Annotated in this window: 15 protein-coding genes and 2 pseudogenes; 4 read left to right on the forward strand and 13 right to left on the reverse strand. The window is 44.0% G+C overall.

Annotation, left to right across the window (positions count from 1 at the left end; all coding sequences use genetic code 11):
- Positions 1–218 precede the first annotated feature (218 nt).
- The 4 genes from AB6E51_RS19000 to AB6E51_RS19015 all read right to left on the reverse strand — a co-directional run bounded on the left by AB6E51_RS19000 (position 219) and on the right by AB6E51_RS19015 (position 3,925).
- A complete protein-coding gene (locus AB6E51_RS19000; protein ID WP_372058138.1) occupies positions 219–983 on the reverse strand; it encodes an ABC transporter ATP-binding protein in 765 nt (254 codons plus the stop codon).
- A gap of 12 nt (positions 984–995) precedes the next feature.
- Positions 996–1,946 (reverse strand): iron chelate uptake ABC transporter family permease subunit, encoded by a 951-nt coding sequence (locus AB6E51_RS19005; protein ID WP_372058139.1) that lies wholly within the window; start codon positions 1,944–1,946, stop codon positions 996–998.
- Positions 1,939–2,892 (reverse strand): ABC transporter permease, encoded by a 954-nt coding sequence (locus AB6E51_RS19010; RefSeq protein WP_017061896.1) that lies wholly within the window; start codon positions 2,890–2,892, stop codon positions 1,939–1,941. Before AB6E51_RS19010 ends, AB6E51_RS19005 begins: the two co-directional genes overlap by 8 nt.
- 100 nt (positions 2,893–2,992) lie before the next feature.
- A complete protein-coding gene (locus AB6E51_RS19015) occupies positions 2,993–3,925 on the reverse strand; it encodes a siderophore ABC transporter substrate-binding protein (protein ID WP_372058140.1) in 933 nt (310 codons plus the stop codon).
- A 927-nt stretch (positions 3,926–4,852) separates the two neighbouring features.
- On the opposite strand from AB6E51_RS19015, the gene AB6E51_RS19020 reads away from it, so the two are divergent.
- The gene (locus AB6E51_RS19020) at positions 4,853–5,062 is read left to right on the forward strand and encodes a hypothetical protein (protein ID WP_004731601.1); all 210 of its coding nucleotides are present in this window, start codon (positions 4,853–4,855) and stop codon (positions 5,060–5,062) included.
- A 230-nt stretch (positions 5,063–5,292) separates the two neighbouring features.
- On the opposite strand, the gene AB6E51_RS19025 is transcribed toward AB6E51_RS19020, so the two are convergent.
- From AB6E51_RS19025 to AB6E51_RS19050, 6 genes and pseudogenes are all read right to left on the reverse strand, one after another.
- Positions 5,293–5,886 (reverse strand): hypothetical protein, encoded by a 594-nt coding sequence (locus tag AB6E51_RS19025; protein WP_050648160.1) that lies wholly within the window; start codon positions 5,884–5,886, stop codon positions 5,293–5,295.
- A gap of 252 nt (positions 5,887–6,138) precedes the next feature.
- Complete coding sequence (locus tag AB6E51_RS19030; RefSeq protein ID WP_372058141.1) at positions 6,139–6,795, reverse strand: potassium channel family protein; 657 nt, start codon at positions 6,793–6,795, stop codon at positions 6,139–6,141.
- A complete protein-coding gene (locus tag AB6E51_RS19035) occupies positions 6,796–7,896 on the reverse strand; it encodes an AI-2E family transporter (protein WP_136974477.1) in 1,101 nt (366 codons plus the stop codon).
- A gap of 22 nt (positions 7,897–7,918) precedes the next feature.
- Positions 7,919–8,491: pseudogene (locus tag AB6E51_RS19040) on the reverse strand (hypothetical protein); the annotation flags it as partial.
- A pseudogene (locus AB6E51_RS19045) lies at positions 8,480–9,160 on the reverse strand (PAS domain-containing protein); the annotation flags it as partial. The pseudogenes AB6E51_RS19040 and AB6E51_RS19045, both read right to left, overlap by 12 nt.
- 274 nt (positions 9,161–9,434) lie before the next feature.
- Positions 9,435–9,863, reverse strand: a complete 429-nt coding sequence (locus AB6E51_RS19050) for a PACE efflux transporter (RefSeq protein ID WP_017066716.1) — start codon at positions 9,861–9,863, stop codon at positions 9,435–9,437.
- A gap of 137 nt (positions 9,864–10,000) precedes the next feature.
- Between AB6E51_RS19050 and AB6E51_RS19055 the strand changes: the two genes are divergently transcribed.
- Both AB6E51_RS19055 and AB6E51_RS19060 read left to right on the forward strand, forming a co-directional pair.
- A complete protein-coding gene (locus tag AB6E51_RS19055) occupies positions 10,001–10,903 on the forward strand; it encodes a LysR family transcriptional regulator (RefSeq protein WP_050648153.1) in 903 nt (300 codons plus the stop codon).
- A gap of 418 nt (positions 10,904–11,321) precedes the next feature.
- A complete protein-coding gene (locus tag AB6E51_RS19060) occupies positions 11,322–11,666 on the forward strand; it encodes a hypothetical protein (RefSeq protein WP_017064409.1) in 345 nt (114 codons plus the stop codon).
- A gap of 100 nt (positions 11,667–11,766) precedes the next feature.
- Here the strand turns inward: AB6E51_RS19060 and thiE are convergent, their stop codons facing one another.
- A complete protein-coding gene (gene thiE / locus AB6E51_RS19065; RefSeq protein WP_171733114.1) occupies positions 11,767–12,384 on the reverse strand; it encodes a thiamine phosphate synthase in 618 nt (205 codons plus the stop codon).
- 261 nt (positions 12,385–12,645) lie between these two features.
- Between thiE and AB6E51_RS19070 the strand changes: the two genes are divergently transcribed.
- Complete coding sequence (locus AB6E51_RS19070) at positions 12,646–14,589, forward strand: methyl-accepting chemotaxis protein (protein WP_372058142.1); 1,944 nt, start codon at positions 12,646–12,648, stop codon at positions 14,587–14,589.
- 123 nt (positions 14,590–14,712) lie between these two features.
- Here the strand turns inward: AB6E51_RS19070 and thiM are convergent, their stop codons facing one another.
- Together thiM and tenA are read right to left on the reverse strand one after the other, a co-directional pair.
- Complete coding sequence (thiM, locus tag AB6E51_RS19075) at positions 14,713–15,498, reverse strand: hydroxyethylthiazole kinase (protein WP_017064406.1); 786 nt, start codon at positions 15,496–15,498, stop codon at positions 14,713–14,715.
- Positions 15,499–15,527: 29 nt separating this feature from the next.
- The gene (tenA, locus tag AB6E51_RS19080; protein WP_017061912.1) at positions 15,528–16,208 is read right to left on the reverse strand and encodes a thiaminase II; all 681 of its coding nucleotides are present in this window, start codon (positions 16,206–16,208) and stop codon (positions 15,528–15,530) included.
- Between the last annotated feature and the right edge of the window lie 3 nt (positions 16,209–16,211).

A 16,211-nucleotide genomic window follows, 5' to 3' on the forward strand; every position in this document is an offset into this window, starting at 1 on the left:
TGAAGAGTAGATCTGTGAGTGACTTCAAACTGGCGTTATTAGAAGTACGACCAGTCAATATTACGTCAGTTAAGTTATTATTATACAAGGGGAATTACCTTTGCATTTCAACATTTCACTAACAACACAGATACTATCCGAAAACAAAAAGAGCTCCTCATATGGGAGCTCTTTTCGTTCAACGGCTAGAAAGCAAAACAACCGAGTTATTCAGTAATCTAACGACCAGAATAATACATACAGATTCGAACACCATCGAACTCACGAATCTCAAATGGGATCTCGTAGATAGACTCCATCACTGATTTTTCAACCACTTCCGAAACCTTACCCGACTTAACCACTTTGCCTTTCTTCATCGCAACAATGTTATCTGAGTAACAAGAAGCGAAGTTGATGTCATGAATCACGATAACGACCGCTTTATTGAACTCATGCGCTAAACGACGCAACGTCTGCATGATTTCAACCGAGTGTTTAATATCAAGGTTATTCAGAGGCTCATCTAAGAACACATAATCCGTATCTTGCGACACAACCATCGCGATAAACGCCATTTGACGCTGACCCCCACTCAACTCATCAAGGTATTTATTTTGGATGTCAGTAATGCCAAGGTGTTCTAGTGCTGTATCGACGATTTTATGATCTTCGTCTTTCAAGCGACCTTGAGAGTGTGGGAAGCGACCAAAACAGACCAACTCACGAATCGTAAATCGCATATTGATGTTGTTTGATTGTCTTAACACGGCAAGGTGCTTAGCTAGCTCTTTGGTATCCCACTCAGCCAGTAACTTATCGCCAATGACCACTTCACCTGCGTCACTGTCGGTTAAGCGGCTCGCCATTGAAAGTAGTGTACTTTTACCCGCACCATTTGGGCCAATGATAGAAGTCACTTCGCCTTTCGGGAACATAGCACTGGCATCATCCACCACGAGTGACTTGCCATACTTCTTACTTAAACCTGTTAATTTAATCACTACTTACTACCTTTACTGAATTCTGGTGCGTAACAACAAGAACATAAAATACAAACCGCCGACCAAGTTAATAATCACACTCACAGTGGTTTCAAACGCCATCACTTTTTCGATAAACCATTGGCCAGAAACCAATAGCACGATCGCTAGTAAGCTGCTTGCGATGATAAGCACACGATGCTGATAAGATCGGAATATCTGGCGAGCTAAGCTTACGGTGATCAAGCCAAAGAACAGCACAGGGCCAACCAGAGCCGTAGACACCGCGACCATCACTGACACAATCACCAAGGTAATCTGAGTCAATCGCTTGGTGTTCACACCCAGGCTTGTCGCGTTATCAACACCAAGCCAAAGTACATCAAGCTTAGGCGCCAACAACCAAAGGCCAAGCAAGCTCAAACCCAAAGGAATAAGGCTGAGGTAAACCAACTCGCCTTTCACGTTATTGAAACTTGCGAACATCACATTCTGCAGCACCGCGAACTCGTTCGGGTCAATCAACATCGCTAAGAAGCTAGACAGACTCGAGAATACGCTGCCACACACAATACCAATCAACAGCAGTGTGAATACGTTGTTTCGCTTGCTCTTAAAGTAGAAATGGAACAGAGCAAACGAGAACAAGATCATCACAGTCACAGACATCGAAAAGTTTGCGATCGAGTCAATCACCCAGAAGCTAGCACTGCCAAACACAAACAGAAGTACCGTTTGTACCAGCATATACAAGCTGTCAAAGCCCAAGATGGAGGGGGTTAGAATTCGGTTATTAGTAATGGTTTGGAAAACCAATGACGACGCCGAGATCGCTACCGCCGCCAACACAATCGACAGCAGTTTTGGTAGGCGCAGAGACAAGAAGAACTCGTAGTTATCCCACGTCAGCCCCTGCCCGATGAATAGCGCTGTCATACCCAAAGACGCGATAGCCAGAATCGCAATTTTTACTGAATCACGCATTCGACTTGTCTCTCATGATTAGGTAAATAAAAATCATGCCACCAAAGATGCTGATTACCATCGAGATTGGAATCTCATAAGGGAAGATGACGATTCGAGCTAGCAGGTCACAAGCCAACACCAAGATCACCCCCCAGTAGGCAGTCCAAGGCAGAATCTTCTTCATGTTATCGCCCATCATCAGCGACACGATATTCGGCACGATAAGGCCAAGGAATGGGATAACACCAACGATCATCACCACAGAGGAGGCACTGATAGCCACTAACGCAACACCAATGAAGACGATCTTCTGATAATTCAAACCGATGTTTTTCGCGAAGCTCTCACCGATGCTCGCCGCACTGAACTGGCTCGCGAAATAGTAAGCCAATACACAAGCAGGCACCGCGAGATAAAGGATTTCATAGCTGCCCTGCAACACGCTCGCAAAGTTCGCCATAGTCCATGCCGACATGGTTTGTACTAAGTCGTACTTATAAGCAATAAAGGTTGTTAGAGACGAAACAACGTTGCCATACATAATGCCAATCAAAGGCACCAATACCGCGTTCTTAAACTTGAGGTGTTGTAGGAAGCGAACCAATAGCATGGTGCCAAACACTGCAAACGCGAAGATAAAGCCTAAGTAGCTCCATTGCGCAGCATTGCCTAGCACTAGAATGCCGACAATGTAACCCAACATCGCACAGTCAATGGTGCCCATCGTCGAAGGCGCGGCAAACTTGTTCTGTACGATTTGCTGCATGATCAAGCCAGAAACACTCAATCCCGCTCCGGCAAGCACGATCGCGAGTAGTCGAGGAATCCGACTAACAATATAAATAGAATTGGCGTGTTGGTTGCCATTGAAGAAGTCACTAAAACTGATTTCAGCGACTCCAATCATCAATGACGCAACGCATAACACAACAAGAAATACAGCAGCTGCAATGGGTTTCAACATAGAAATAATACTAAAGGTAGGTCTCGGGTAGCCCGTATAAAAAAGTGAAAAAGGGCTTATAAGAACACTCTTATAAGCCCGAAAATCTGATGGTTAGTAACTATTGAATCGTACGTTCAATGTCACTAATCATTCTGTGAATCGCCGTCACACCGCCACCAGCCAGATACCAAGCACTTGAATCAAGGTAAACGATATTGCCGTGCTGCGCTGCAGGTGTTGCCGCAACCAGTGGGTTATCAAACAGTTGTTGTGCGCGTCCTTCTGATTTACCAATCGCTTTTTCGCGGTCAAGCACGTAAAGCACTTCAGGTTTTGCATCAGCTATGTATTCAAAAGAGATTAGGTTGCCGTGTGTTCCTTTAATCGGAGCCACGGTTGCACTCTTTGATTCCACGAAACCAAAGTCATCAAAGATGATAGAGAAACGGCTGCCTTTGTTGAACATCGCAATGTTGTTGCCGTTGTTCATTAGCATCATTGCTGAAGTTTCGTCAGACGCTACTTTGTCGTTTACCGCTGTGATAGAAGCTTGAGTCTCTTTAATGATCGCTTCGACTTCAGCTTGCTTACCAAAGATGTCGCCTAGCACACGCCAGTTTTGCTGAGCATCAGCCCAGTACTTGTCGCCTTCAATAGAAAACATGACAGTAGGAGCAATTTGTGCCAGTTTGTCGTAAACCTTAAGCATGCGGTTTTCCGCGATGATGATGTCAGGCTTCAACATGTAGATAGCTTCAAAATCAGGTTCGCTTAAAGAGCCTGTATTTACCGTCGTATCTTTGTACGAAGCTAGGTAATCAGGCAGCAAGCTATGAGGCGCGCCAACTGGCTGTACACCAATTTTATCGAGCACGTCTAAGCTACCGTGGCCTAGAACCACCACTCGCTGTGGTACTTCAGTAAACTGCGCTGTGCCTTTCACATGCTCAATGGTGACGGTTTCCGCATGCGCGGTCATCATGAATGATGATGCTAGAACGATGGCAAGCCCGCTCAATAACTGGCGAACTGAATTGATTGTTTTCTTCATGTTTCTTCCTTTGCCATTGATACAAACCACCACTCATGACAATGAAAGTCACATTACTCATAGACGAGCATGGGGCGTACACAACTGCTAAATAACGATAATTTAAAGTCTGTCATTGGATTGACAACAAACTTGTAACGCAAGTGAGAACTATTATCAATTATATTTGCACTAAATTGGCGATACAACAACTTTATTATTCAGAAACGTAAAAGTGAGTATTCATATTTTGCGTAGTCAGGAGAGGTATTAGGAATCAGAAATATCAAAAAGACGCGAAGAGGAAAATACTCATCAACCTGAAGAAAAAAACAGATGGGGAAAGCACCCAAAAACCCTGTAATTACAACGCTGAACCCCAAAATCATGGATTGTAATTTACAATGTAAAGATCATATACAACAGAGACTTAATCATCACCAAATTAGCTGATCAATTAAACCCACTAATGACAACGAATACGAACAGCTGAAAAGCCAAGACTCAGTCAGATATCATGGTCAAATCCCTGACCTTCGCTCATTTAACCTTCAGTAACCGATGGTAAATCACCCAAAAATATTTTTGAATTTAATTGAAATAGGGTTGTAATTTTGAAAACTAGGCGTATAGTTCGCCACCTGGCTCTAATCTATAGAGCTGTTAATGCTAAAGTAAGTCCAAGTTCCACATAGACAGTTCTCGATTCCCTCGTTACACCATCTCTGCGTCAGCTTTCACCCAGATAGTCATTCAATAGCTTTTAAATTCGATCCTACTACCGATCTATCGTCATTTGCTCTTTTGTCAGCGAAGTCAGAATAGATCGAGCACTTAAATACAAATGTAATAAACACAAGGCACAGTTATGTCACGCAGAACAACACGACAAACCCATTGGTACCAACTATCACGCGAAAAAACAGTCAATAAACTAAAAGGTAATAAATGCTCAAGATTAAAATAGATTTACACAAAGAAGAGATTTCATGGGTCACCGAGATTCGACAGCTCAATAGCGATATACTCCACCGCCACATATTGCCCAAGCTACAACATCACAGCTATCTCATCGACTTTGAATTTAATGAACGAGAAAGCATCGGAACTATCGTTTCAGGCAACGGAAACACCCTAGGACATTTCACACTCCTATAGCATTTCCCAAAGGCTACAAAAGAAACACCATCTAGTCCCAAAGATGTAAAAGATGTCACCCTCAATTCGCTCTAGCAGAACAAAATAGAGTAGAAGTAAAACAGATCTGAAACCTAGCCCTTTTTGCATTTCACACGCGGCTAACGCTAGCTAGGTTATCGTACTTCTATTGAAACCAACTTATATCAAACTCTAAATCACCATTGAGTCATTATCAGTGCATTCATGGACTAATAAGTTAACGGCATCGACCTTAACTTCTGATCAAGAGTATATAAGTGTTCTGCAGCTTGCATGTGTTGAGGGTAATCACTGAACTTCTCACGATTCTCCTCATTCATCTTACATGTCTCATCCACCAGCATTAACTTCCAATACAGCTTCGTTGTATGCAGCATCGCCAGTAACGGTTTGAACACCTCTTTCTCATAAGCTTGAATCAACTCTTCAATCAACTCGTCACGTTCGTCTTCGCTTGCGATTGAACCTTCGGTTGCCGACAACACTTTTTGATACTTCAGATTTTGTTGCAGCTTATCCATAACCGTTTGGTTTTCTTCCGCTAACTCAACAAGCTTCGACTTAATGATATTTACCCAATTCGCTTGGCTCAGTACTGTGTCATCAACGCTGGTAAAGTCTTCTCGTATTTGTCGTTCAACGTCTTTTTGAGCTTTCTTTAAAACCGCACGCACCTTTTGGAAAGGCAGCTGATACTCCTTACTTAGCTCGATAATCAGTTTATGAAAACCACCATTTGGAAGGTGTAAGTTTTCTTTAAACGTCGCCATTGCAGCTTCTTGCTGTTCGGTAAGGTGAGTCATTCTGTTTCCTATTCTTTATCACTTATGGTGCTGAGCCCGCGATCATACCACTATTACCCTCGTTTTTTCGGTAACTTGAACAGTTACACCTCGCTATGCCGTTAAATTCACCCAACTCTTTACCTTTTGCCTAGTTATTAATCCATATGGCGTTAAATGGTAAAACTGATCATCGATTAAAATCCATACTACACCTGTTCCAACAAAACAGACTTCTAACTTATACAGGTACTTAAATGAAAAAGATTGCACTTAAGATTGAGACTGCGCAAGTCGGATACTCACCAAACTCGCCACCATGATAGCTAAGTAAAAACTGCCGATAATGGATTCCATAAACACGAAGAATTGAGCAATAGGTAGAGCTGGTGATATGTCGCCGTAACCAACTGTGGTCAAGGTGATGAAGCTAAAGTACATCGCATTGAACAAGTTCGTTAACCAGACTTGCTCTTCTAACCCGTTAAAGGCATTCGGAAAGATCTCTAAAATTAACAAGTAGATGGTCGACCAAGCAAACCCTAACAACAAGTAGATACAGATTGAGCCGATGATGTGATTGGGTGTCACCGTTTTGGCTTTCATCACCTGCTTCAACGCCGAGTAAATGTGTGAAAACAAGAACACAGCCAACGCCGATAGCGTCACTATCGACAGGTTATAGCCTTCCAAAAATGAAAACACGCCAGACACGAGCGCCGTAATCAATAACAGCCCGTACCAAGAGCGATACAAGGCTCGCTCTTTATGAATACCGGCAATTGAACTCGCCAACGTAATAATGATAAGAAATAGGATTGTTTTCTGGCCTTGCGGATAAAACTGCTGCATCACCGCGCAACCAAAAAACAACACCAACAGCGCATAGAATAAGAAGTAGAAGTTGTCGTCTTTAGAGACTGGCTTCATCTATTTTCCCTCGACCTCTGCAGGTTTTTTCTCAGTTTCTTGTTGATTTTTCTCTTCAAGTCCAAGCCACGCCATCATCAGCTCATAACTTAAACTCAGTATCACAGCACCGACAAACAGACCGACGATGCCTGACATCGCCATTCCGCCCAGCGCACCCAATAGAATTACCAACATTGGAATGTGAGAGCCACGGCTCAGCAGTACTGGCTTCAAGATAGCGTCACTGCCGCTCACTAAAATACACCACACTAAGAACAAGCTCGCCGCCAGTGTCGATTCAACGCTGAACATGTAGATGATCGCAGGTAATAGAGCAAGAATCGGTGGCAGTTGGATTATCGCAATGAGCAGCACAGCTAGCGCCCAAAACGCAGCCGCAGGAACGCCTGCAATCACCAAACCGATTGCCGACATCATGGATTGAATCACAGCCACACCAATCACACCTTGCACAACGCTTCGCACGGTCGATTTAGAGAGCTCTACCAACTCTTCACCTTTACCGCCCGTTAAACGCGCCACTAAGTGAGTCACGCCGGTTTTGCATTTATCGGCATTACTCATGAATGCACCCGCAATGATGGTAGAGATGATGAACTGAATAAAGCCGCCACCTAACGAGCCAAGAACAGAAGCCGCTTTCGTCGCAAACTGTTTAAGTTCATCCGCATACTTTATGAAAGTGCCTTCAATATTGTTGGAGGCGGCAACCAAGGTTGAATAAACCTTTTCCCCTATTAATGGAATATCTTGTAAGGACTCTTTCGGTTTAGGCAACGACAATGTGCCATCTTGAAGCCCTGTCATCAGGTCAGTCGCGCTGGTGTAGATACCAGAAGAAAGCGCCGCCAAAGGAATAAATAGAAGAATCACACCAATAAAGCTCAGCAATGCACTGGCTTTACCTTTCGACATCCCGGTTTTATTTGAAATTGCGACCGCCACTGGATACAACGCAGTCGCAATGATCGCACCCCATATCACCAGAAGAATGAATGGGCGCAAAATCGAAAAACACCAATACACGAGCATGGCAATCGCTGCGATCTTGATGGCAGCGTCTATCGCCTGTTTTGAAAAATCATCGGTTAACTTCATGAGACGTCCTTGTTAGACAAAATTAAGGCTGATTTTGTAGAAACTTCCAATTCCGTGTTTCTAGGAATAGAGAAGCCAAAATCATATATATGCCAATTAACACTAATTGGAATATGCGTATAAGAGTGTTGCTATCGATGTCACCGGAGCTCATCAACGTGCTACCAACCAGTACGAGCAACGTACTAAATGCAGTGGCGAAAATAGGTGCTTTTTCGGGAACCGTGTAGATCTTGGTAGCCATAAGAATGGCAATAAGTCCTATAAACAAAGAATAGAAGACAATGTTGGGTACTATAGAAAGAATTGAAAAAGCAGCAATCGCCAGCAATCCCCCGATACCGTTACTTATCACCAGAAAAGCGCTCAACTTTATCGACTTCTCTGACGTAATCATCAACGATAACAACGCAATGAACATCATTGTCAGTAAAGCTTCAGATATTTGAAAAATAAAGAAAAAACACACCACAGGATAGGAGATAATCATCGCCTTAAAGGCCGCATACCAACGCTGTTTCTTTTCGAGTGGCGCAGCAGCTAAGCCTGAGAACGCCGATTTTGGCTCAGGGAAAAACACATGCACTAACGCAAAACAGGAATGTGTGTAACCATAACGCTCTGCCAGGTTAGAATAATGTTTTAAGTCGTTATCAAAGCGGCGTCGATTCCAGCACCCTGTCAGTGAATCCGTTTCCACCAGCATTCTTAATCGACGCTCCAATATCTTGCGTCGGCTAATATCCGTAAAGGTCACCACGTACTTGTTATTGTGCGGCAGAATTTCAGTTAGCTTTTCCGCCACAACGTTTACGGTAAACTGCTCACCAAGTCGACTGACGCCACTCAACTCACCTTTCCATCTCTGGTTTTCCTTCAGTGAGCGAGTAATGGTCGTGATTAGGCTGCTGTTATTCATAAAACAGAGATCAGAAATCGGACGAGATTCGACTTGGTCAAAGGCATAACCTGAAACCCGAGAGAATTGTTGATTCACTTGTATGACCCTCAATTGACTATCGAGGACAATAAAACCTGCGACACCATCAATGATCGCTTCCGATAAGTTATTCTTGCTTTGAGCCATTTCATGTCGATAAAGGCGTGCGGTAATAAGAGTGCTAAGTAAAAACAACGCACACACCGAAAAAACCATGGCTGACGTAGAAGCAATACTCAGCAACCACAAGCTAAATGCCATATTGAGGACAAGTGCAGACACCACGTATAGCGGCATTTTTCGGTCATAACTTAACTTGTTCATAGTTTGCTCTGGTGATGGGCGAATGACTATGATGGCTAAGTTTTAATTAAGATATTTACCATTTTACGACACATACAAATTCAAATTACATATCGAACAATAAGTGCATAGGGTTACACTAACTATTAAGCGGAAGAGATTGAAAAGATTCGAGACCGCCACTTTGAATGCCAACCAGTGCCGGGTTACCTAGGCCTACTAACCGAATATCTCCGTCAAAATAACGAATAAACAAACGGTTAGTGGCCAAGCTCGTGTTTACTGACTTGGTAGATTACTGAACGGCTAGCTCCCCTCTGCGTACCCAGAATGCTCGAACATGGTCATAAATCAGATTAAACACAAACGCGTAAATGGTAATAAAAATGGTCACGCCGATGTCCATCAAAAATGCCTGCCATAACCCCACGTTAAGTAAGTATGCCATCACAGGGATTGTCGCTATCAACAAGCCAGCCTCAAATAGCACGACATGAAAAACACGTAACTTAAGCGAACGCTTTGATTTTTCCCCCGTGAAATAACGATCAAAAATACGGTTAAAACAGTAGTTCCAAATCATTGCGATAGTCGCAACAACTATCATGGTTCCTGATAAGGCATTCACATCGTGATCAGTAAATATCGCTAAACCTATAATTGACAGTGTGACGGCCAATACTTCAAACAACACCGAGTGGAAAACTCTCTCTAACGTACTCATACATTCCTATAGCAATTTATAACATGGTGGACTTACCGAAATTATGTCACCGAAAACAATAAGAGAAAGTTAACAGCCATCACGTTTAGTGATAGCTTAAGTATAAGTACCCCATTTTGTATTGAGCGAGAGATAACATGTACAGTTTTGAGCAACTAAAAGTCTTCGTCACGGTGTGTGAAAGTGGCTCTTTCTCTGCCGCCGCTCGCAAACTGAAACGAGCTCAGTCTGGGGTAAGCCAATCGATAGCCAACCTCGAAATTGCCATTGACCAAGAGCTGTTTAACCGAGAGAAAAACATCCCCGTTTTAACCAGCAAAGGTAAAGCGTTATTGCCTGTGGCTAAGTCCATTCTTGACCAGCAAAAGTACTTCGATCAAAAAGTAGAATCGCTGACCCAAGAAGATGAGCACGAACTGATCATTGCGGTTGATGAAAGCATCATAGATAAGAATTTCATTAAGATAATCAGCTCACTGGCCGATCAGTTCCCAATCACGCACTTCGATATCATCACCACTTCTACCTTCGATGTTGAAGATCTAGTGAGACGTGGCAAAGCGCAGATTGGCATCATCTATGCGGATGGCGAACTGAAGGTCGATATGGATTTCTTTTTGCTAGGCCAAGCGCGTTTCCTAACCGTTAGCTCTGCCACTCACGAACTCAGCCAAATGTCCGTAGTACAAGACTCGGACCTCAAGCGTTATCGCCAATGTGTGCATCGCAGCTCAAAGCAGCGCGAATTGTGGTTCACCTACGGTATTAGCTCGATGCTTTGGTATGCCAACAACCACAAGACCATTGTTGATCTCGTTGAACAGAACGTAGGTTGGGCAAATGTGCCCGAAATGATGGTGATGGAAGGCATTCAAAAAGGTGATCTTGTGGCGTTACCTGTCTCGCACGAGCATGGTGGTTGGATTACTCCAGTGGGTTGTTTGGTGTCTCGCAGCCACATCAATGGCCCAGTGCTCACTAGCCTTATTGAAAAGCTTAAGGGGCACTCACTGCAATACAATCAATGGCAAGCCAACTAAACTCCCCCAATTCTTGAGTTCAGCCTATTTCAGCAACGGAATCCTAAGTCAATGACGGTGGTGCTTTCTCCACCGCTACCTCATTTCTGCTTATCTTGCCGATAAATATCTTTGTCGTGTGGATAAAACACCCTAGTTGATGTCCCAAAGTGACATAACTACTATGCGATCCCAACGGGTTTGTCTTTTCAAACGAATATAGACAGACCCAAATCGTTCTTTAACACCACTGACCCAACTTCAAATCTCCCAGATAAGCGCTCAGCCTTGCCGTTGCTTATATCGGTTTCAAATAGATCACTTTTTGAATATTAATTCGCACCCAGTTTATGAGCGCTCTTTGAGTGCTTTTTTATATCTAAATGAACCTTTTGGAAAATTTGTCGTGAACGTTTTAAGAAATATTTGCCCTGAGAAAATGGGTAAAGAGCGTAACAAACGAGAGTATGATTTACGCGTACTTAATTGTGTCAGTGAAAGCGAATATGAATCGCGTATGGCGGTTTGGAATAGCCTTGCGTTAACTGCTACTCCGTCTGCTTCGGAAACAAAGGGCTTCATCGATGAGTCTTTCAACAAGCTTCAACAAGACCTGAAAGAAGCTAGCCGTGAGTTATCGATTAACTACACGGACTTCATCGCAATGGCGCATGAAGAGATCAACTACATTAAGGTGTTTGTTGCTGATAAAACAGCACAATACGGTTGGTACGCTGCGATCGTTCTTATGGTCATCGGCACGGTTGCTCTGTGTATTCAGTAAGTTAGACCAAAAATTTTACTGGCTACTGCATCGAGCGCTTTAATGCGCTCTAACTAGAAAACAAATGACGAGTCTCATTTGTTTTCTAGCCACCACAAACTCACTCTCCCATCAAAAACAACAAATCTTGGGTCGCTTGTTTCGGGTCTTCTGCGTGACATATCGCTGATACCAAGGCTAATCCATGAATACCTGTGTTAACCAACTGCGGAATGTTCGATTCGTTGATTCCACCGATACCAACAATCGGCAATTTCGTTGTTTTCAAAGCCATTTGAATGCCTTCATAACCCCAATGTTTCTTGAGGTTTGTCTTAGTCGGTGTGGCAAAAATCGCACTGAGACCAATGTAATCGATCGGCAAACTATCTGCTTGTTGTAGCTGCTGTTCAGTTTCAATTGATAACCCAAGAATCTTGTCTGAACCAATCAGCTTACGTGCTAACTCTGCAGGCATATCCGATTGACCCAGATGCAAACCATCGGCGTCGACAGCCAATGCTACGTCCACTCGGTCATTGATGATCAGCGGAACACCTGAGCCAGCCAGAATCGACTTAACCGCTTGTGCTCGTTCAATGAAGGCTCTTACGTCCCCATGTTTTTCTCTTACTTGAACCATAGTGACGCCACCAGCAACCGCTTGTTCAACCACGAATTTAAGCGTTTCTAGATCTTGTTGGTCGTCAGTCACCAGATAAAGTTTATAAGGGTTCATCGCGTACCTTTGAAGTCGATTTCTAAAATTGGTTTTCTGCCATTTTACCGACAAATCACATCCTATGCATGGAAGTTAGCACTTAATTCCTTAAGTTAGGCGGTTGAATTCAAATACGCAACTCGTTGAAAGCATGTCGAAAAACCCGATTTTTCTAACAAAAGCGTTACTTATTACACAAACTATTCGCTTTAGCATGCCCAGAATGCTGTTTTATGAAATACTCCCCTATGAAGGAATCAGGTAAATATAGGGATAGTTATGCGCCACCTTTCTATAGCGCTCAAGATCAAGCTGGGTTATGCCATCTGCTTGCTCTTTTTCGTCATTTCAGGCCTTGTGAGTTACAAAGGTATTCAAACCTTGTCGAACGGCTTTAGCCAGTACAGTGACCTCAGCCACAAGGCGACATTGTCAGGCAACATTCAAGTGCACTTTCTTCAGATGCGTTTAGCTTCTGAACGTTACTTAGAGTCATTGGATGATCAATACGAAGCGAATTATCAATCGAGCAAACTTGCGATTGATGAACTGCTGAACAACTTAATCCAAACCACCACCAATACTGGTAGCTTGTCGAGCCTGCAATTAGTGCAAGACAGCGTTGCAGCTTTTAATGCGGCTTATGGATCAATGAAACAGAGCCAACTGCTCATTGACCAGTTAGTGAACGTGGAGATGGTCACACGAGAAACCAACGCACTGAAAGCGGCTCAGAGCTTATTGTATGAGTCTTACAATAACAATGATCCAAACGCGAGCTTATATGCGGGCATGTTGATGGAGAACTTCCTCGCCGCCAAGATCACTGTACTGAGTTACTCGAACAACAACGACCTCAAAACCTACGAAGCCGGTAAAGACATCTTTGAATATGCTCTGCCAGGTATCGAGGGCGATATTGAATCTCTTAAATCATCTCCTTATCAAAGTGAATTGATTGAAGATTTCTCTAACCAACGGGAAGCGTACGCGAAAGGCTTTGAACAAGTTCACCAACAGATGCTGGAGAACACTCAAAGAACCGCTACCCTCGCCTCTATTGGTGACAGCTTAGCGATTTCGGTAGCTGATGCTCAGAGCATTCTAGAACAACAGAAACAAGCATTAACACCAGAACTGCAAGCCAGCGAAAAGCGCTCGATTCAAATCATCATATTGCTGACGGGTGTGGCTTTAGTTATTGGTATGACGAGCGCCGTATTAGTGACTCGTTCTATTACCAAAGGCATTGCACAGGTTAAACAGATCACCAACGAGCTTTCTCAGGGCAACCTGAATGTGGAAGTGAACATTGAGAGCAAAAATGAGATTGGCGAACTGCTGACTAATATGGAGATCACCATTGAATCTCTGCGCGATATTGTTGGCCAAGTGAACCGTTCTAGCGTGCGTATTGGTGAGATGTCGGAGTCACTCAATCAAGTGACAAATAACAGCTCGACCAACGCAACACAATTGAACAGTGAAATGATCAATATCTCTTCTGCCGTTGATCAATTAGCTTCCAGCACATCAGAAATTGCGGCAAGTGCTAACCACGCGTCTCAAGTTGCCAACCAAGCCACCGAGAATGTGGCGATGGGACTGAAAGAAGTAGATAAGACACTGCATGAAATTGGTAGCGCCGATGAAAGCATGCAGGTAAGCAGCCAAAAAGTGACCGACCTACATAAAGAGTCGATGAACATTGGTGCCATTCTTGAAGTAATCAAAGGCGTTTCTGAGCAGACCAACCTGTTGGCATTGAATGCGGCTATTGAAGCTGCGCGCGCAGGTGAACAAGGTCGCGGATTTGCAGTAGTAGCCGATGAAGTAAGAACGCTCGCTAAACGTACCCAAGACTCTGCTAGCCAGATTGATGAGCTCATCACCTCACTACAACGTGGCGCTAAAGATGCGTTAGAGTCTATCAAAGAGAGCCACAGCACGGTTTCAGACGCTTCAACGCAGGCGCAGCAAGCTTCTCAGAACTTACATGTGATTAATCAACACATCCAAGATCTGAACCAAGCCAACAGCCAAATCGCGGTGTCGGTTGATGAGCAGGATCGTCTTACCAAATCACTGGGTGAAAACGCGCAAGGTGCAAACACTATTGCTCAAAGCAACCAAGAGTCGGTAAGCAGCATTTCAGGTGCAGCGAGCGACTTAACCGAGGTTGCTCATCACCTAGAGAGCCAAGTTAACCGATTTAGAACCTAGCCAGCCAGTCTATACACAGCTGACACAGTTCCAAACCAGTAATAAAAAGCCCCCTACACATAAGTGTCGGGGGCTTTTTTAAGTTAATCTAACTCTAACTTGTGGCTTAGAGTTAGATTAGCCCTACTGAATCTTCAAGCGTTGAATCAGAGTCTCTTCGTCTAACTGATACAACTCATCAAGCAAGTTAATTTGCAAGCTACCTGGGCCGCGAGAGTTTTCAGCCGCGATTTCACCAACCACGCCTAATACCGCTGCTGCAGCTAAACCACTATCATCACCAACAGCCGCGAAAGCACCCGTCAATGCAGTTAAAGTACACCCCATACCCGTCACATACGGCATCATTTGGTGTCCATTGTTTAACGTCACCACGCTGTCTTTGGTGACAACGTAATCTGTCTCACCAGATATCACCACATTTGCACCGTATTCAGCCACTAAGCACTGTGCAGCACCTAACGCAGCATCACTGCTATCAAGCGCATCAACGCCTTTGCTCTGCGCTTGTTCGCCCGCTAACGCGATAATCTCAGACGCGTTACCACGAATGATCAACTTATCGGCTAAGCGTGCAATTTCACGAGAAGTCTCGGTACGCAACGTACTTGCCCCACAACCCACAGGGTCAAGAACCACAACCTTGTTGTTCGCGTTAGCTTGTTCAACCGCAAAACACATTCTTGGCGTCCAAACGCTGTCGAGCGTGCCGATGTTGATCACCAAAGCGCCAGAAAATGACATCATCTCTGCCAGTTCTTGTTGTGAGTGCGCCATAATAGGCGAAGCGCCAATCGCTAATAACGCATTGGCCGTGTTGTTCATCACTACATAGTTGGTGATGTTCACAACCAGTGGTTTTTGCTCTCGTACTGCGCGTAGCGATTGAATAATTTGTTCAGTAAGCATGGGTAAATCCTTATTCGTGAAAGTCGCTTTTAAGCCGCTGTTGAATCATCAAGAGCGTTCAGCCCTTGCTGCCAAAAAGCCACTTCCATACGCGTTGCGGTTTTGAAGATATGAACGATGTTCTGACCGCGTTCGCTGTTGATATCAATTTCAGCAAGCAACTGATTGAAGTATTCCGCGCCCGTTGCTACGCCAGACTGGAACTCTTCACTGCCATACAGTTGCAGCCAGCTTGCGTATGGGTTGCCTTCCAAAACAGTATCACTGCTTTCTAACAGCGCTTTACCAATCACGGCATAACCGATTGAACACGGAGCCAGTGCCGCATATAAGTCGACAAGATCACCCGTCATACCCGCATCTAGAACGTAGCGCGTGTAGGCAACAGTGCCGAAATCTTCAGGTTCGTTTTCTAAATCCGATTCGGTTAAACCCCACTGACCACAGTAAGTCACATGGTGAGAGATTTCAGAATCTAGCAACGCATGAACACTTGGCAGTGCACGACGCATATCAGCCAAGGTTTTAGCCTTGTAAATTGCCAATGCATAAGCGCGGGCATACTGCTTTAAAAACAGAAAATCTTGCTTCAAGTAATGCAGAAAACACGGCTGAGCGAGTGTGCCGTTTGCCAGCGTTTTAACAAAATCATGCTCGGTGTAGTCTTGCCAATCTTGTTGACAGGCTTGGATTAAGTCTTGGTATTTCATGAG

The sequence above is a fragment of the Vibrio sp. 10N.247.311.47 genome, from assembly GCF_041467535.1.
Taxonomy (GTDB): domain Bacteria; phylum Pseudomonadota; class Gammaproteobacteria; order Enterobacterales; family Vibrionaceae; genus Vibrio; species Vibrio crassostreae_C.